This is a genomic window from Rathayibacter sp. AY1D2, from assembly GCF_002932695.1.
Taxonomy (GTDB): domain Bacteria; phylum Actinomycetota; class Actinomycetes; order Actinomycetales; family Microbacteriaceae; genus Rathayibacter.
The window spans coordinates 18,361-35,043 of record NZ_PSVX01000005.1 but is presented as its reverse complement, the minus strand read 5'-3'; the positions used below and the strand labels follow the sequence as shown (position 1 = coordinate 35,043).

Sequence of the window (16,683 nt, the reverse complement as noted above, 5' to 3'; positions counted from 1 at the left end):
CGGTCCGTCGCCCGGCGGAGGCCGAGAGCTTGGAGTTCCATGCCCAGCAAAGCTGTGGATCGCGCGCGCGCGATCGCCGACGAGCCGTTCCAGATAGCCGGCACCACGTCGGCCGTCGGCGGCGGCTCGGGCGGCTTCGTCGCCTCCCTCGCCGAGATCCTGCGGCACCGCGAGCTGCTCCGCCTGCTCGTGGGGCGCGAGCTGAAGTCGCGCTACAAGGACAGCAGCCTGGGCTTCGTCTGGAGCCTCGTCCGGCCGCTGATCATGCTCCTCATCTACTACGTGGCGATCGGCCAGATCCTCGGGGCCTCTCGCGGCGTCCCGAACTTCGCGATCTTCGTCTTCTCGGGGCTCACCCTCTGGGGCCTGTTCAGCGAGATCGTGACCGCGGGCACCACGTCGATCCTCGGCAACGGCGGACTGATCAAGAAGGTGTACCTGCCGCGGGAGATCTTCCCGGTGGCGGCCATCGGCTCGGCCCTCTTCAACTTCGGTGTGCAGTTCGTCGTCCTGATCGCGGGAGCCGTCCTCACGGGCTCGCTGATCTTCGGCGTCCAGCTCCTCTACATCGTGCCCGCGCTGGCGATCGTGCTCGTGTACGGCCTCGCGCTGGCCCTGGCCCTCTCGGCCCTCAACGTCTACCTCCGCGACGTCCAGTTCCTCGTCGAGGTCGGGCTGCAGATCTTCTTCTGGCTCTCCCCCATCGTCTATGCGTGGAACTTCGTCGTCGCCGCCTCCACCGGAGCGGGCCACGGCTGGGCCGAGCAGCTCTACCTGATCAACCCGATCTCGAACGCGATCCTCGCCTTCCAGCGCGCGATCTGGGGAGACGGCTCGCGCGTCAGCATCATCGACGGCAACGAGATCGCCCCCCAGGTGTGGCCGCCGGACATGGAGCTGCGCCTTCTCATCGTCCTCGTCGTCGGGCTGGTGTTCGTGTGGATCGGCCACCGGATCTTCCGCCGCCTCGAGGGCAACTTCGCCCAGGAGATCTGATCGTGACCCTCACCAGCAAGCAGGAGTCCGTGCCCGCCTCCTCCGGCACCCCGACCGTCGTCCGGGTGCGCAACGCCTCCAAGCGCTTCGTCATCCGCAAGGACAAGTCGTTCAAGGAGCGGATCGTCAACTTCGGCCGCGGGCGCAAGCACCGCGACGAGTTCTGGGCACTCCGCGACGTCGACCTCGAGATCCCACTGGGCTCGACCGTCGGCCTCATCGGCGCGAACGGATCGGGCAAGAGCACGCTCCTCAAGCTCATCGGCGGCATCGTGCAGCCGACGACCGGCACCGTGGAGCGCCGCGGACGCCTCGCCGCGCTCCTCGAGCTCGGAGCGGGCTTCCACCCCGACCTCACCGGGCGCGAGAACGTCTACCTCAACGGCGCGATCCTCGGACTCTCGCGCAGCGAGCTGGACAGCAAGTTCGACTCGATCGTCGACTTCTCCGAGATCGCCGAGTTCATCGACACCCAGGTCAAGTTCTATTCGTCGGGCATGTACGTGCGGCTCGCCTTCGCTATCGCGATCCACACCGATCCCGACCTGCTGCTGGTCGACGAGGTGCTCGCCGTCGGCGACGAGCCGTTCCAGCGCAAGTGCATGGACCGCATCCGCGCCTTCCAGCGCGCGGGGAAGACCATCGTGCTGGTCACCCACTCGCTCGAGCAGGTCGGCGAGCTCTGCGACCGCACCATCGTCCTCGAGAAGGGCACCGTCGTCTTCGACGGCGAGACCTCGGAGGGGCTCCAGGTCCTCCGCGAGAGCTTCGAGGACCGTCGGGCCGCCCGCCAGGAGCGCGAGGCCGAGGCCGCCGAGGCCGCGGACGAGCCCGCCCCCCAGCTCATCGAGATCCTGGGCTGCCGACTGCGCGGCGGATCGATCGAGCACGGCGGCACGGTCGTCCGCAGCGGCGAGACCCTCGAGTTCGACGTCACGGTGCGCACCAGCCGCCCGGTCGACGACTGGAACATCGGCATGGGCATCGACACCCCCCTCGGCCAGCGCGTCTTCGGGACGAACACCGAGCGCATCGGCACGCCGCTGAGCGCGGTCGACGGAGAGATGACGGTCACGTTCACCCTCCCCGACCTGCACCTCGGCGCCGGCAACTACGCCGTGCACGCCTCCTCGGCCACCTTCTCGCAGGGCGAGACCATGCGGATCCCGGTCGCCGCGACCTTCACGGTCGAGCGGGCCTCCGTGCACGACGGCGTCGTCGACATCGACTCCACCGTCCGCCTCAGCAGGCCGTGACCGCGCGGCGCCGCCGCCTCCTGGTCGACGCGACCGCCCTCGCGGCGCCGCGCCTGACCGGGGTCGGCCGCGTCCTGCTCGGCCTGCTGCACGCGCTGGACACCGACGCGACCGCCGCAGAGGTCGAGGTGCTCCTCGTCGTCCCGGCGAGTGAGGCGGGCTCGCTCGGGCGCTTCGGCTTCCGTACGCTGCGCGTCCGACCGGTGCCGCTGCCCCGGCCGGTGTGGAGCGCACTGACCCGAGTGCCCGCGCCGGGGATCGACCTCCTGCTCGGCCGCGGCGCCTACTTCTTCCCGAACTTCCGGAGCTGGCCGCTCGCCCGCTCCCGCTCGATCACCTTCGTGCACGACGTCTGCTTCGCTGTGATGCCCGAGCTCGTTCCGCGCGAGCGCCGAGAGCTGCTGTCGCGGTCCGTGCCCCGGTGGATCCGGCGCAGCGACCTGGTCCTGACCGGCACCCCGTCCTCCGCGGCCGAGGTCGAGAGCGCTCTGGGCGTCGATCCGGCGCGCGTCCGCGTGCTGCCGACCACGATCGACGCCGACCTCTTCCATGCCCGCGGCGAGGAGGAGGTGGCGCGGGTCCGCGCGGAGCACGGGCTCGGGTCCTACCTGCTCTTCGTCGGATCGATCGAGCGCCGCAAGAACCTCGTCACCCTGGTGAACGCGTACCGGCAGGCCGAGCGGCCGGAGAACCACACCCTGCTCCTGGTCGGCGGGGACGGCTGGGACAACGAGGACGTCCACTCCGCCGTCGCCCGCGCGGTCGCCGCAGGAGCCGACGTGCGCTTCGCCTCCTCCTACGTCGCCGACGAGGATCTGCCGGCCCTGCTCACGGGCGCCGACGCCGTCGCCATGCCCTCCTGGCACGAGGGCTTCGGCCTGCCCGCCCTCGAGGCCGTCGCCTGCGGCACTCCGGTGCTCGCGGCAGACATCCCCGGCCTCCGCGACGCGCTCGCCGGGCGGGAGTCCGCCGCCGTCTTCATCGACCCGGCGGACCGCACCGGGTGGTCGGCCGCGATCGGAGAGGCGCTGCGCCGTCCCCGGCGACTCGCACCGGAGCCCATCCCGGGGTGGGACCGCACCGCCCGGCGCCTGCTCGAGCTGGCCTTCGACGACCGCTGATCAGCGCCGGGTCGTGAACAGCAGCCAGCGCCCGGAGGCGGAGGCGACCTCGGGCTCGACGTCCCCCGTCGCCGCCTCGACGTAGGCCCGCCAGCCGTCGGGGTCGTCGGTGTAGCCGGCGGTGTCCACGTAGACGGCGCAGGCGCCGCTGCCCGCCACCGCGTCGGCGAACTCCGCGGGGTCGTCGACGTCGCCCCAGACGTCCCAGCCGTAGGTGCCCTCCACAGCCCCGTAGCTCCAGCGGAGGCGTCCCTCCTCGGTCGCGAGGTAGGGCAGTGCCTCGTCGTAGTCGGAGAGCGCTCCGATCCGCCCGCTGTCGGGGAAGCTCTTCAGGGGGAGTTCCACCACTCCGCAGCCGTCGTCCAGCTGCGCGTCGGCCTCCGACACGAACGAGCGCATCTCGGAGTCGTCGGTCGGAGCGATCGGCACCGCGGCCGATACTCCGGCCAGCTGATCGACCACGGCGACGGCGGCGAGCAGCGCCGCCACGAGGATCCGGACACCGCCACGGGCCGTGATCCGATCGAGCAGGAGCGCGAGCACGCCGAGGACGAGGACCGCGATGACGATCGACATCCGCGCCCACGCACGGATCGTCGGCCCCGCCACCAGCGAGACCACGACGCCCAGGCCCGTCACCGTGTAGAAGAGGAGCGCGGCCAGTGTCGCCACGGCGAGGACGCGCACGCGGGCGTCCGAGAAGAACCGGCCGACCGCGGTCGCACGGAGCGCCCGTCCGCCGCCGAGCGCGGTGATCGGGAGCGCCACGAGCGTGATCAGGAGCGCGACGCTGGCGAGGATCGAGAACCCGGGCGGCTCCGTCGTCGGCGCCACGCCGGACTGGCCCGCGTAGGTGTTCAGCAGGCCGTACCCCTGCGGCAGCCCGGTCCCCGACCAGGGCAGGCCCAGCAGCACCAGCTTGCCGGCGTAGGCCTCCGACTCCCCCACGGTCCGCGACGTGAAGTACGGGCTGTAGCGCTCCCCGAAGTCGAGCGAGAGCAGCAGCAGCGAGAGCCCGACGAACACGCCGAGCGCGAGGATCGGCACCGACGAGACCGCGAGCACGCGCAGCCGCTCGCGGGAGAGGAGCCCGGCGGCCGTGCTCACCGCCCAGGTCGCTCCGAGGACCAGGACCGCGAAGACGTAGTAGTAGCCGCCCGTGCTCGCCACCAGGAGCCCGAGCACGACTCCCGGGACGACGGAGCGCAGTACGCGGCTCCTCCGCGTCGCGCCCCGCTCGGACCAGGCTCGGAGAGGATCGGTGCGCGGTCCGGCGACCATCAGCACCATCACGCCCAGGAGCGGGATCGCCCAGTAGTTGGCGAGGAACGCGTGGCCGAATCCGATCCGGAGGAAGTGGTACGGCAGCAGCGACAGCAGGACCGCGGAGAACGCCGCGACCCAGGGCCGCGTGCGGAGAGCGCGGAAGAACACGTAGCCGGTGACGGCGACCGTCGCGAACGTGCCCAGGTAGAAGACGTTCAGGAGCGTCGTCCCGTCGCGCACCAAGAGGGCCAGGACCGACACGGCGAGGGCGGAGGCGACGTCGAACTGCGCGCTGAAGAAGGCGTTGAACCCGTCGGGGAAGCCGAGCGCCGCGTTGCCGTCGAACGGGAACGCCTGCGTGGCGCTGGTGAAGAGCGTGTAGTGCAGGATCTGGTCGTCGCCGCCCACGGTCCAGCGGGCTGTCAGGTCCTGCGGCCCGATCCCGAGCGCGAGCACGGCGGCGACGACCGAGACGAGGGCGGCGACGAGGGCCCATCCGAGCTCGACGAGCGTCCGGCGCCGCCGACTCGCCGTCCGCGGGCCGCGCACGTCAGTAGCCGCGCTCACGGCGCTGCTCCTCCACGCTGGTCTGGACGATCCGGTTCAGCTCGGTCTCGCCGTCGGTGCCCGCGTAGTCGTAGATGTCGAACCCCCCGCAGGCGACGATATCGGAGGGAGCGCCGAGCGTCCCGCGCGCGAGCCCCGCCCAGTCGGGCGAGCGGTCGGCCAGGACGAAGCTGTACTGCCGGTCGCGGTAGTCGCTCAGGTTGTTCATCCACAGCTGCACCGTGAAGTCGAAGTTGACCTGCTGGACGTGCAGCGAGGCCGGCCCGTAGAGGTCCAGCGGCCGCGTGGACCAGAACGAGCCGACGCCCGCGAGCTCGCGGCCGTCGATCCAGCGCTCCAGGCAGTCGGCGTCCGGGTCCGATCGCGCCTCGGCCGCCGCCGAGGCGACCGCCGTTGTGGCCGGCACGGCGGCCACGACGAGGCCTGCGGCGGCCAGCGGAGCGACGACGCGGACGACCGGCGCCAGCCGCGCGCCCGCAGCACGCCGGTGCGCCGCCGCGGCGCCGATCAGGGCGATCACGACCACGGTCGCGGTCACCGGGATCGGCATCAGGTAGCGGCTGACCGAGCTGCCGGTGAAGACCTGCACCACCAGGAGCACCGCCGTCTGCGCCGGCAGGAACGCGCACACCGCGAAGCGCGCACGGGCCGCCTCGTCGAGGGCGGCTCCCCGCGCCAGTCGGGCGGCACCGGCCACGACGACGGCGAGGGCCGCCAGCAGCAGCAGACCCAGCAGCGCCACCTCGAGCTTGCCGATCAGCGGCGCCTTCAGCACCAGGAACTGCACGATCAGGTCGTCCAGGGCCGTCCCGGCGAGCGGCAGCCGGAGGTACCCGCCGGCGTCGGTCCCGATCAGGAAGCCGAGCGGGACCCGCAGCGCGGCTCCGAGCGCGGCGGCCCCGAGGACCGTGCCCGCGACGATCAGCACCGCTCGGGGAGCAGCGAGAGCGAGCACCAGCAGCACGACGAGGACCACCAGCAGGGGGCCGACGAACTGCACCAGGAGGAGCGGATCGGAGAGGGTCGTCGCGGCGACGGCCGCCCCGACCAGGAGCAGCGGACGCGCGGCCGGACGGCGCTCGCGCAGTGCGCCCAGAGCGACGGCGAGCCCGGCGAGGCCTGTGAGCACCGCGCCGTAGTAGTAGGTCGTGAGGAGGAAGGTGGTCGCCAGGGCCCCCTCGTTGTTGAGCGCGCGGCCCTCCGTCAGGCAGAGCACCAGCAGCACGGCGATGCCGGCGAGCGCGGCCGCGGGCCGCAGCCGGCGGTGCCGGTCCGCGACGAGCCGTCGCGCGAGTATCCGGAGCACGCCGTAGAGGAGGACGACGTTGAGCACGGCGTTGACCGCGAGCGCCGCCGCGGGATCGCCACCGGTCAGCAGCCACGCGACGCCGAAGACGGGGAGCTCGGGGAAGAGGAAGAGCTGGCTCGTCATCACCCACGCCGCCGGGCGGCCCTCGGCGAAGGACTGCAGGATCAGCGGCAGCGCCAGCGAGTCGCCGTCGCGGAAGAGCAGCGGCCGCCACGGCGTGCCGACCATGAATCCGAGCACGAGCAGGGTCCCGCTGACGACGACGGCGAGGGCGGCGAGCTCGAGGAGGGCCCTCCGGGTCCGAGGGGATCCCGTCGGACCCGCCGTCACCGGTGCTTCCCGCCGAACCGGATGGCCAGGACGAGCAGGAGGTTCTTCAGGAGGGTGTCGCTCGGGATCTTGGAGTTGCCGACCGTGCGGTCGAGGAAGACGATCGGGATCTCCTTCACTCCGCGGGCCCGGCGCAGCGCCCGGTACTTGAGCACGATCTGGAAGCCGTAGCCGGCTGCGCGGATCGTCTCGAGGTGGAGGGTGCGCAGGAGGTCCGCGCTGAAGAGGTTGAAGCCGCCGGTCCAGTCGGTGATCTTCGAGCCGAGGAAGAGGCGCGTGTAGAGGTTGCCGCCACCGCTCAGCAGCTTGCGGTCGAGCGTCCAGTCGGGAGTGCCCCCGCCCGCGATGTAGCGGGAGGCGACCACGAAGTCGGCGCCCGCGCGAACCTCGCGGAGGAAGGCGTCGATGTAGTCCGGGTCGTGCGAGAGGTCGGCGTCCATCTGCAGCAGGTAGTCGTAGCGGCGCTCGGCCGCGAGGAGGTGCTGGAAGGCCCAGATGTACGCCGCGCCGAGCCCCTCCTTCTTCTCGCGCGAGAGCACGAGGACCTCGAAGGTGTCGGACCCGAGCTCGGCCGCGAGCTCGCGCGCGCGGTCCGCGGTGCCGTCGGGGGAGCTGTCGTCGATGACGGCGACGGTCACGTGGAAGTCGGGGTTGCGGGACGCCGCGAGCGCGACCCGCGGCAGCGCCGTCGCGATGTTCGCGACTTCGTTGTAGGTGGGGACGACGACGGCGAGGGAGCGCATGAGGCGGGGAGGATCCGTTCTTCCGGTGCACCGGCTGACCGGTGAGAGCCCTGCGAGTATAACGAGGCGGTGCTCGCGAGCCTCCGAGCGCGCCCGCGGCCCGCCGCCCCGTCCGCGCACTCTCTCAGGAACATGGCACCGGCTGTTCGACCGCCCGGCAGGGGTCCGCGGTTACGATGGACGACAGTGCACGGCGGTTCACCCCTTGTTCGCCTGCCCCGATGGACGCCCGTCGGAGCCCGACGGTCGGGCATCGACGCCAGAGGGGGACGGGAAAGAGCGCCGCAGATGAAGAGACTCCTCGAATCGCAGAAGGTCCGCTTCCTCATCGCGGGCTGCACCAACACGGCGATCGACTTCCTCATCCTCAACACGCTCGTGCTCCTGCTCGGTCTGCCGACCCTCGTCGCCAACGTCTTCTCCGTCCTGGTCGGCATCACGATCTCGTACGCGCTGAACCACTTCTTCGTCTTCCGCCACCCGGGCAGGGTCTCGGTCGCCACGTTCGCGAAGTTCTTCCTCGTCACCGGGTTCAGCTCGCTGGTCCTGCAGTCGGCGATCATCTACGGCTTCGAGGTCTTCTTCGACACCCGCTTCGGCAACTCGCTGCTCTTCCTCCCCAGCTCCGGCGAGAACGCCTTCCTCGCGATCAACATCGCCAAGGCCGTCGCCGTCCTCGTGGGACTGGTGTGGAACTTCTGCATGTACAAGTTCGTCGTCTTCCGCCGTCCGGCGCACGATGCGCTGCCCGCGATCGAGACGGTCTCCCCCGCCGCCGTGGCCGTCAGCACCGAGCCCGTCGACATCGTCCGCTGAGGGCCGCAGGCTCCCGGGCCCCGCTCGAGCCGCGTGCTAGCCTCGTCGAGTTCTTCCGACGGGGCACTCCTCCCGTCGACGCCGCACCACCCGGAGGCTCCCATCGCCCGCTCGACGTTGCCCATCGCGGTCGTCGTCGTCACCCACTTCTCGGGTGAGGTCCTCCGCGCGTGCCTCGAGTCCGTGCCGGAGGCGACGGAGCACGACGTGCGCATCCTGGTGGTCGACAACCTGACCACGGACGACTCCGTCCGTAGCGTCGTCGAGCGCCTGCCGCAGGTCGAGTTCCACGAGACCGGGCAGAACCTCGGCTACGGCCGGGCCGTCAACTACGCGGTCGACCGCCTCGGGCCCGAGGTCGAGTGGATCCTGGTGACCAACCCGGACACGGTCTTCCTCCCCGGCTCGATCGACGCCCTCTACGCCGCCGCGACGGCGGACGACCGGATCGGCTCGATCGGGCCGCGGATCCTCGACTCCGACGGCACGATCTACCCCTCCGCCCGCGCTCTGCCCTCGCTCGGCACGGGCGTCGGGCACGCCGTCTTCGCCCACGTCTGGCCCGGCAACCCGTGGTCGGCGACCTACCGGCGCTCGCGCGCGGTCGAGACCCTCCGCTACGGCCGGATGGAGGCGGGCTGGCTCTCCGGCGCCTGCGTGATGGTGCGCCGCACGGCCTTCGAGGAGATCGGCGGGTTCGACGACCGCTACTTCATGTACTTCGAGGACGTCCAGCTGGGCGACTCGCTCGGACAGCGCGGCTGGACCAACGTCTACCTCGCCGACGCGGTCGTCTCCCACCTCGGCGGGCACTCCACCCGCCTGGCCTCGGCGCGGATGCTCGCGGTCCACCACCGCAGCGCCTACCTCTACCTCGCGCAGAAGTACGGGGCCTGGTATCAGGCGCCGATCCGCGCGGCGGTCCGCGCCGGGCTGGGCGCCCGGGTCGCGCTGATGCGCCTGCGCTCGAAGAGCTGATCCGCTCCGATCGGGCGGGCCGCCTGGCCGGCGCCGGGCGGCCCGCCCACCGGATCGGCGGTCAGGACGCGGAGTCGAGCTCCGTGTAGAAGGCCCGCGCCTCGTCCCAGGTCGGCAGCAGGCCCTGCGCCTCGGCCTCGGCCAGCGTCGGTGCGTCGGTGTCCTTCGGCGAGAGGAGCAGCTCGCCGGCCTCCTCCGGGAAGCGCAGGCCGATCTGCTCGTCGAGCGGGTCGATCCCCTTCTCCCGCACCGGGTCGAAGGTGGCGTTCACGAGGTACGAGACCACGGCGCCCTCGGTCAGCGCCACGAAGGCGTGCGCGACCCCCTCGGCGATGTAGACGGAGCGGCGGTCGACGTCGTCGAGCAGGATCGACTCCCAGCGCCCGAAGGTCGGCGACCCGACGCGCACGTCGATCACGTAGTCGAGGACCGCGCCGGAGAAGCACGAGACGTACTTGGCCTGCGACGGCGGGATCTGCGCGAAGTGGATGCCGCGGACGGTGCCGCGCCGTGAGACGGAGGTGTTGCCCTGCCGGAGCGAGAGCGGGTGCCCGACCTTCTCGGCCAGGCGGTCGAAGCGGTAGAACTCGTAGAAGACCCCGCGATCGTCGGGGAACTGGCGCGGAGTCACTTCGTAGACGTCGGGGATGTCGAGCTCTCGGATCTGCACGGTCGCCAGTGTAACGACGGCGTGTCACGGGCCCGCGACGCCTCTCTGCGCCACCCGGCGGCGTACCGGAGCGCCGACCGTCGGCCGACGGACCGCTCGGGCATGATGAGGAGGTGACCTTCCTCCTCACGGGCGCCTCCGGCATGCTCGGCACCGACCTGCGCGCGGCCCTCGGCTCCCGCCCCAGCACCGCCCTCGGCCGCTCCGACCTCGACGTGACCGACCTCGACGCCGTGCGCGCCGCCGTCGCGGGACACGACGCCGTGGTGAACTGCGCCGCGTACACCCGCGTCGACGACGCCGAGACCGACGAGGAGGAGGCGTCCCGCGTCAACGCCGTCGGAGCGCGCAACCTCGCCCTCGCCACCGCAGAGACGGGAGCCGCACTCGTGCAGGTCTCCACCGACTACGTCTTCGACGGCTCCGCGACGACCCCGTACTCGGAGGACCACCCCCGGAATCCGATCTCGGCCTACGGCCGCACGAAGGCCGAGGGCGAGCGCCTGGTGCTCGAGGCCAACCCGGAGCGCGGCTACGTCGTCCGCACGGCCTGGCTCTACGGCGAGCACGGCGGCAACTTCGCGAAGACGATGGTGCGACTGGCGGGCGCGCACGAGACGCTGACCGTCGTCGACGACCAGCACGGCCAGCCCACCTGGACCGCCGACCTCGCCGCGCGCCTGATCGAGCTGGTCGACGCGGAGGCCCCGGCCGGCGTCTACCACGGCACCAGCTCCGGCGAGACGACCTGGCTCGGCTTCGCCCGTGCCGTCTTCGCCAAGGCGGGCCTGGATCCCGAGCGCCTGCGCCCGACCGACAGCGGCTCGTTCGTCCGCCCCGCTCCGCGTCCGGCCTACTCGGTCCTCGGACACGACGGCTGGAGCCGGGCGGGCCTGCCGCCGCTGCGCTCCTGGCAGGACGCCCTCGCCGCCGCACCCCTCGAGGCGGTGACCCCGTGACCACCACCCTCCGCGTCGTCGTCGACCAGATGCTCGCCCGCGTGCCCGGCGGCATCGGCCGCTATACCGAGGAGCTCACCCGCGAGCTGATCGCGACGGCACCCCGCGACTGCGAGGTGGAGGCCGTCGTCTCCGCCCACCCGCCCGAGAAGGAGGAGGAGCTGCGCCTGCGCCTGCCCGGCCTCGCGCGCATCCACCGGCTGCCGCTCGGGCGCCGCGAGCTCTCGCGCGCCTGGCAGTACGGGATCGCCATCCCGGCCGGCGGCGGCATGATCCACGCCCCGAGCCTCTTCGCCCCGCTGCGCAGCCACGACGGGAGCGAGGGCGAGCAGATCGCCGTCACGATCCACGACACGGTGCCGTGGACGCATCCCGAGACCCTCACCCCGCACGGCGCGAAATGGCACCGGGCGATGGCCAAGCGCGCCCGCAAGCACGCGGACGCCGTCGTCGTCCCCACCCACGCCGTCGCCCACCAGCTCTCCCAGCTGATGGACTTCGGCGATCGACTGCGCGTGATCGGCGGAGCCGTCGGCTCCGGCCTGGTCGTCCCGGAGGACGCCGACGAGCGCGCCACGGCGCTGGGCCTCCCCCCGGAGTACGTGCTGAGCGTCGGCACGCTGGAGCCGCGCAAGGGCCTGGTCTCGCTGATCGCGGCCTTCGGAGGAGCGTCCGCGCCGGCGATCCCGCTGCTCCTGGTCGGCCCGACCGGCTGGGGCGACCTGGACGTGGCCTCCGTCGCCGACGAGCAGGGCCTCGACGAGACGCGCGTGCGCGCCCTGGGAGTCCTCAGCGACGCCGACCTCGCCGTCGTCCTCTCCCGGGCCACCCTCTTCGTCTACCCGAGCATCGCCGAGGGCTTCGGCCTGCCCGTGCTCGAGGCGATGCACTTCGGAGTGCCGGTGGTGCACTCCGACGACCCCGCGCTGATGGAGGTCGCCGCGGACGCCGGCGTCGCCGTCGAGCGCGGCGACGCGAAGGACTACCCGGACCGCCTCGCCCTCGCCATGAGCAGCGTGCTCGCCGACACCGGTCTGCGCGAGCGGATGTCGGTGGCCGGCCGCGACCGCTCCCGCGCCTTCAGCTGGCGCGACTCCGCGGAGCGCGTCTGGGCGCTGCACGCCGACCTCTGAGGCGTGCGGCACCCGGCCGTCTACGGCGCGGAGTCGCCCGACAGTCCGGCACTCACCAGCGAGTGCACGACGTCGTAGTCCGGGTCCTCCGGGTCGACGGCCGGCGGGACCAGCTCGATCGGATCCACTGGCTGCGACTTCGTCTTGAGCCCCAGCTGCACGAAGTAGCCGAGCATCCCCTGCGGGACATCCGTCTTGATGACCTGGGACCCGGCGGACGCGACGTCCTGGAACTTGGCGAGGACGTTGCCCGGCTCGAACTGGGCGAGCAGCGCCTCCTGCACCTGCCGCTGGCGCGCCATCCGGTCGTAGTCGCTCGTGGTGTAGCGCGACCGGGCGTAGGCGAGCGCCTGCTCGCCGTTGAAGTGCCAGTGCCCGGGATCGATCCACTGGTTCACGCCCTGCATCACGCCGTCGGAGTCGGGCAGCCCGCCCAGGGGCAGCGGCTCGTCGGCCACGTAGTCGATGTCGATGCCGCCGAGCGCGTCGATCAGCTGGGCGAAGCCCTCCATGTCGATCAGCGCGTAGTACTGGATCCTCAGATCGAGGATGCCCTCGACCGCGTCGCGCATCGCCTCGATGCCGGGCTCGCTGCCGTGGTCGACGGCGTCGGGGTAGAGCTCCGGGTGCTTCAGCTCGACCTCGGTGTAGACCGAGTTGAGCTTGCAGACGTCGACGGCGCAGTTGTCGGTGTCGTAGCCGTCGGGATAGAGCTCGTGCATCGGGCTGGTCTCGGGGAACGGGAAGTCGACGAACTCGCGCGAGACGCCGATGATCGAGGCCTTGCCGCTCGACGCGTCGATGCTGACCACCGAGATGCTGTCGGGGCGCAGACCGTCGCGGTCCTCCCCCGCGTCGCCGCCGAGGAGCATCACGTTGTAGCGGCCGTCGATCGGCTGCTCGATCGCTCCGCCGCCGAAGATCGACGACAGCGTCCCCCGGGTAACGCCGAGCAGGTAGGTGCCGTAGGCGGTGGTGCCGACCGAGACCGCCATCAGCGCGATCGTCGCGAAAGCGAGCACGCCGCGCATCCGCGGGCGCACCCGGACGACGCGGATCAGGCGGAGGGTGTCGAGCGTCAGCACGGCCCAGACCACCCCGTAGACGACGAGCGCGGCCTGGAGCGCGAGCATCGAGAGGTCGAAGGTCGCGAGCGTGTAGAGGCCGGTCGGGAAGACGAAGTAGAGGAGCACCGCGACCAGGAGGGCGACCCAGAGCCCGAGGGTGAAGCCGAGCCCCAGGCGCCCGAGCCGGCGGTTGCCCGCCAGGACCTGAGCGGACCCGGGCACCAGGAGGTTGACGATCAGCAGCCACCACGCCCGCCGCGTCATGAAGGCGCGGGAGGCGACGTCCGGGTGCCGCAGCGGCAGGGCGACGGCCGTCACAGACCCGCCACCAGGGCGTCGTTCTTCGCGGCGACCTGCACCTCGAGGTCGGCGGCGAAGGCGTCGAGCGCTGCGGAGAGGGCGTCGTCCGCGGTCGCGAGGATCTTCACCGCGAGCAGTCCGGCGTTCCGCGCTCCGCCGATGGAGACGGTGGCGACGGGGACGCCCGCGGGCATCTGCACGATCGAGAGGAGGGAGTCGAGCCCGTCGAGTCGGGCGAGCGGGACCGGCACTCCGACGACGGGGAGCGAGGTCACGGCGGCGAGCATGCCGGGGAGGTGGGCGGCTCCGCCCGCCCCGGCGATGACGACCTTCAGGCCGCGGCCGCGGGCCTCGCGGCCGTACGCGATCATCGCCTCCGGGGTGCGGTGCGCGGAGACGACCCGGACCTCGTGCGCCACGCCGAACTCGGCGAGGACGGTGGACGCCGCCTGCATGACGGACCAGTCCGAGTCCGACCCCATCACGACGCCGACGAGCGGCGCGGGCCCGTTCACGAGCGCGTCCGCGCTCACGAGAGGGCTCCGGCAGGGGTCGGGGAGGTCGGCAGGCTCGTCACGGCGACCATCGTACGGGTCAGTCCGTGAGAACGGCCGCCGCCGCGCGAGCCTCGTAGACCACGAGGTCGAGGTCGTCGCCGCCGGCGTTCACGTGCCCGACCTTGCGGCCCGGTCGCGGCTCCTTGCCGTAGTTGTGCACCTTCACACCCGGGTGATCGGCGAGCACCCGCGGGTAGCGGTCGGTCAGCGACTCCCCCACCGGGCCGCCGAGCACGTTGACCATCACGGTCCACGGATCCCGGCAGCCCGTCGCGCCGAGCGGCAGGTCGAGGACCGCGCGCAGGTGCTGCTCGAACTGCGACGTGGTCGATCCGTCCATCGTCCAGTGGCCGCTGTTGTGCGGGCGCATGGCCAGCTCGTTGACCAGGATCCGGTCGTCCGTCGTCTCGAACAGCTCGACGGCCAGAACGCCGGTGACCCCGAGGCTGTCGGCGATCGTCTGCGCGATCTCGGCCGCGGCGGCTGCGAGCCGGCCGGCGGACGCGGGGGCCGGAGCGATCACCTCGGCGCAGACGCCGTCGCGCTGCACGGACTCCACCACCGGCCAGAGGATGCTCTCGCCGGAGGGACGCCGGGCGACGAGCTGCGCGAGCTCGCGGCGGAAGCCCACCAGCTCCTCGACCAGGAGCGAGCCGCCCCGGCCGTCCTCGGCGAGGGCGGTGAACCAGTCGTCCGCCTCGTGGGCGCCGCGCACCACGCGAACGCCCTTGCCGTCGTAGCCGCCGCGCGCGGTCTTCACCACGGCGCTGCCGCCGTGCTCGGCCAGGAACTCCCCCAGCTCCTCGGCGGAGGAGACCTCGGCCCACTCGGGCACGGGCACGCCGAGCTCGGTCAGGCGGCGCCGCATCATCAGCTTGTCCTGGGCGAACAGCAGGGCGTCGGGCCCGGGGTGCACGGCGACGCCGCGGGCGACGAGCTCGCGGAGGATCGGCTGGGGAACGTGCTCGTGGTCGAACGTGACCACGTCCACGGTCTCGGCGAAGGCGAGCACGGTCGCCTCGTCGCGGTGGTCGCCGACCCGTGTCGCGGCGAGCCCCGCCGGGGCGCCCTCGCTCTCGGCGAGCACGGCGATCTCGATGCCGAGCTCCACCGCCGCGGGGATCATCATCCGAGCGAGCTGGCCGCCCCCGATCACGCCGACGCGCATGGCGCTCCTCCGTCTCCGCCCGCTGGCGCGGGGCGGCTCCATGCTACCGAGGCCCCGACGCGCTCACGCGGGCGGCGGCCACTCCTGCTCGAGAGCGGGAGCCGCGCCGATCGCCTCCCGCAGCAGGTCGGCCGTGAGCTCCGGATCCGGCAGGTCCCGCAGCACGAACACCTCGGCTCCCGCCTGCAGGATCCGGACGTCGCCGCACCGGGCGAGGCGCTGGCCGAGGGAGCGCTCGACCGCGACCTCCATCCTCCGATCGAAGACCACCTCGGCCCGCCGGATCGACGCCACGCCCCGGCGCGCGCTGAGGCCGGAGGCGGTCACGCGGTAGCGCACGCTCGCCCAGCCCGCGATCCCGGGAGCGCAGAGGAGAAGCACCAGAAGTGCGGTGCCGAGCCCGATGATCCAGCGCTGCAGGGCGAGCTCGAACTGCGCGGCGAAGTAGAAGCCCGTCCAGGTGAGCAGGAGGAGGCCGACGACCGGTGCGACCGCCCGGCGGGCGCGCGGGGTCAGCCGCGCCAGCTCGCGGTCGGCGGGGTCGGTCCTGGCCATCAGGAGCGCAGATGCGTGACGTCGCCGGCCGGGAACGAGCGCAGCGCGCCGCCCTGCTCGAGCAGGAGCGAGCCGTCCGGGGCGAGTGCGGCGGCGGTCCCCTCCTCCTGCGTGCCGTCGGGCAGCTCGAGCCGGACGCGCGTTCCGAGGGTGCCGCAGGAGGCGCGGACGGCGGCGGCCGCTCCGGAGGCCTCGGGGTCGCCCTGGGCGAGCAGCGGAGCCAGCAGGCCCTGGAACCCGGTCAGGAACGCGGCGAGCACCTCGTCGGCGCTCGTCGTCCGCGCTCCGGCGAGGGCGAGCGAGGTGGCGGTCGGGACCGGCAGCTCCGCCTCCGTCAGCAGCAGGTTCACGCCGGTGCCGACGACGACCCGTCCGTCCGGCAGTCGCTCGGCGAGGATCCCCGCGACCTTCCGGCCGTCGATCAGGACGTCGTTGGGCCACTTGACGGCGACGTCCCCGTCGACGAGGGGTGCGAGGGCCCGGGCGAGAGCGGCGCCGGCCACGAGCGGCAGCCAGCCGGAGGCCTCGGCGCCGAGGGCGGAGGCGTCGACCAGAGTCGAGGCCGCGAGCGTGCGGCCCGCGGGCGCCTGCCAGACGCGCCCCAGCCGGCCGCGCCCGGCTCGCTGGTCGCCGGTGGCGACGACGGAGAGGTGCGGCCACGCGGCGGGGTCGGCGGCCGCCCGCTCGCGGAGCTCGTCGTTCGTCGACCCCGCCGACTCGAGCGCGAGGACGCGGGGGGAGACGGCGGAGGAGAGCGGGAGGAGCATGCCGCCACGGTAGCGGCGGCTCCCGCGAGGCCGCTCCGAGCGCCGCGCGCGACGGCCCGCCCTTGTCCGGATCCTCCCGTCGGGAGCGGCCCTCCCTGTGCGAGTGCGACAAGAGGAGGCGTCCG

16 protein-coding genes are annotated in these 16,683 nt (G+C 72.6%); 7 read left to right on the top strand and 9 right to left on the bottom strand.

Features of this window, described 5'->3' with window-relative positions; all coding sequences use genetic code 11:
- The first annotated feature begins 39 nt into the window (after positions 1–39).
- Genes C5D04_RS02115 through C5D04_RS02105 form a run of 3 tightly spaced genes read left to right on the top strand, consistent with a single transcriptional unit; the run spans position 40 to position 3,373 of the window.
- Positions 40–996 (top strand): ABC transporter permease, encoded by a 957-nt coding sequence (locus tag C5D04_RS02115; RefSeq protein WP_104223153.1) that lies wholly within the window; start codon positions 40–42, stop codon positions 994–996.
- A 2-nt stretch (positions 997–998) separates the two neighbouring features.
- The gene (locus C5D04_RS02110; RefSeq protein WP_244229465.1) at positions 999–2,252 is read left to right on the top strand and encodes an ABC transporter ATP-binding protein; all 1,254 of its coding nucleotides are present in this window, start codon (positions 999–1,001) and stop codon (positions 2,250–2,252) included.
- Complete coding sequence (locus tag C5D04_RS02105; RefSeq protein ID WP_104232818.1) at positions 2,249–3,373, top strand: glycosyltransferase family 1 protein; 1,125 nt, start codon at positions 2,249–2,251, stop codon at positions 3,371–3,373. The genes C5D04_RS02110 and C5D04_RS02105 overlap by 4 nt, the downstream gene beginning before the upstream one ends.
- Here the strand turns inward: C5D04_RS02105 and C5D04_RS02100 are convergent, their stop codons facing one another.
- From C5D04_RS02100 to C5D04_RS02090, 3 genes are read right to left on the bottom strand one after another with little or no spacing between them, the layout of a single operon-like run.
- Positions 3,374–5,206, bottom strand: a complete 1,833-nt coding sequence (locus C5D04_RS02100; protein WP_146087825.1) for a hypothetical protein — start codon at positions 5,204–5,206, stop codon at positions 3,374–3,376.
- Complete coding sequence (locus C5D04_RS02095) at positions 5,190–6,845, bottom strand: hypothetical protein (RefSeq protein ID WP_104232820.1); 1,656 nt, start codon at positions 6,843–6,845, stop codon at positions 5,190–5,192. Before C5D04_RS02095 ends, C5D04_RS02100 begins: the two co-directional genes overlap by 17 nt.
- Complete coding sequence (locus C5D04_RS02090) at positions 6,842–7,588, bottom strand: polyprenol monophosphomannose synthase (protein WP_104223157.1); 747 nt, start codon at positions 7,586–7,588, stop codon at positions 6,842–6,844. Before C5D04_RS02090 ends, C5D04_RS02095 begins: the two co-directional genes overlap by 4 nt.
- Before the next feature lie 288 nt (positions 7,589–7,876).
- On the opposite strand from C5D04_RS02090, the gene C5D04_RS02085 reads away from it, so the two are divergent.
- Complete coding sequence (locus tag C5D04_RS02085; RefSeq protein ID WP_104223158.1) at positions 7,877–8,404, top strand: GtrA family protein; 528 nt, start codon at positions 7,877–7,879, stop codon at positions 8,402–8,404.
- A gap of 117 nt (positions 8,405–8,521) precedes the next feature.
- On the top strand, positions 8,522–9,382 hold the full coding sequence (locus tag C5D04_RS02080) for a glycosyltransferase family 2 protein (protein WP_258068817.1): 861 nt from the start codon (positions 8,522–8,524) through the stop codon (positions 9,380–9,382).
- A gap of 61 nt (positions 9,383–9,443) precedes the next feature.
- On the opposite strand, the gene C5D04_RS02075 is transcribed toward C5D04_RS02080, so the two are convergent.
- Entirely contained in the window at positions 9,444–10,052 is a 609-nt protein-coding gene (locus tag C5D04_RS02075) for a dTDP-4-dehydrorhamnose 3,5-epimerase family protein (RefSeq protein WP_104232821.1), read from the bottom strand.
- A gap of 113 nt (positions 10,053–10,165) precedes the next feature.
- On the opposite strand from C5D04_RS02075, the gene rfbD reads away from it, so the two are divergent.
- Both rfbD and C5D04_RS02065 read left to right on the top strand, forming a co-directional pair.
- Positions 10,166–11,011, top strand: a complete 846-nt coding sequence (rfbD, locus tag C5D04_RS02070) for a dTDP-4-dehydrorhamnose reductase (protein ID WP_104232822.1) — start codon at positions 10,166–10,168, stop codon at positions 11,009–11,011.
- Complete coding sequence (locus C5D04_RS02065; RefSeq protein WP_244229467.1) at positions 11,008–12,144, top strand: glycosyltransferase family 1 protein; 1,137 nt, start codon at positions 11,008–11,010, stop codon at positions 12,142–12,144. The genes rfbD and C5D04_RS02065 overlap by 4 nt, the downstream gene beginning before the upstream one ends.
- Positions 12,145–12,164: 20 nt before the next feature.
- On the opposite strand, the gene C5D04_RS02060 is transcribed toward C5D04_RS02065, so the two are convergent.
- The 5 genes from C5D04_RS02060 to C5D04_RS02040 form a co-directional block, all read right to left on the bottom strand.
- On the bottom strand, positions 12,165–13,529 hold the full coding sequence (locus tag C5D04_RS02060) for an LCP family protein (protein ID WP_258062765.1): 1,365 nt from the start codon (positions 13,527–13,529) through the stop codon (positions 12,165–12,167).
- Complete coding sequence (purE, locus tag C5D04_RS02055) at positions 13,526–13,993, bottom strand: 5-(carboxyamino)imidazole ribonucleotide mutase (protein WP_104225651.1); 468 nt, start codon at positions 13,991–13,993, stop codon at positions 13,526–13,528. The genes C5D04_RS02060 and purE overlap by 4 nt, the downstream gene beginning before the upstream one ends.
- A 112-nt stretch (positions 13,994–14,105) precedes the next feature.
- Positions 14,106–15,236 carry a 5-(carboxyamino)imidazole ribonucleotide synthase gene (locus tag C5D04_RS02050; protein WP_104268404.1) on the bottom strand — a complete coding sequence of 377 codons (1,131 nt, stop codon included), beginning with the start codon at positions 15,234–15,236 and terminating at the stop codon, positions 14,106–14,108.
- A gap of 63 nt (positions 15,237–15,299) precedes the next feature.
- Positions 15,300–15,791, bottom strand: coding sequence for a PH domain-containing protein (locus C5D04_RS02045; RefSeq protein WP_104232824.1), 492 nt, complete (start codon positions 15,789–15,791; stop codon positions 15,300–15,302).
- Entirely contained in the window at positions 15,791–16,558 is a 768-nt protein-coding gene (locus C5D04_RS02040; RefSeq protein ID WP_104232825.1) for a biotin--[acetyl-CoA-carboxylase] ligase, read from the bottom strand. Before C5D04_RS02040 ends, C5D04_RS02045 begins: the two co-directional genes overlap by 1 nt.
- Positions 16,559–16,683 lie beyond the last annotated feature (125 nt).

Coding starts and splice junctions, on each gene's coding strand:
- C5D04_RS02115 (WP_104223153.1), top strand. CDS start 40: ATGCCCAGCAAAGCTGTGGATCGCGCGCGCGCGATCGCCGACGAGCCG.
- C5D04_RS02090 (WP_104223157.1), bottom strand. CDS start 7,588: ATGCGCTCCCTCGCCGTCGTCGTCCCCACCTACAACGAAGTCGCGAAC.
- C5D04_RS02085 (WP_104223158.1), top strand. CDS start 7,877: ATGAAGAGACTCCTCGAATCGCAGAAGGTCCGCTTCCTCATCGCGGGC.
- purE (WP_104225651.1), bottom strand. CDS start 13,993: ATGGGGTCGGACTCGGACTGGTCCGTCATGCAGGCGGCGTCCACCGTC.
- C5D04_RS02050 (WP_104268404.1), bottom strand. CDS start 15,236: ATGCGCGTCGGCGTGATCGGGGGCGGCCAGCTCGCTCGGATGATGATC.
- C5D04_RS02045 (WP_104232824.1), bottom strand. CDS start 15,791: ATGGCCAGGACCGACCCCGCCGACCGCGAGCTGGCGCGGCTGACCCCG.
- C5D04_RS02040 (WP_104232825.1), bottom strand. CDS start 16,558: ATGCTCCTCCCGCTCTCCTCCGCCGTCTCCCCCCGCGTCCTCGCGCTC.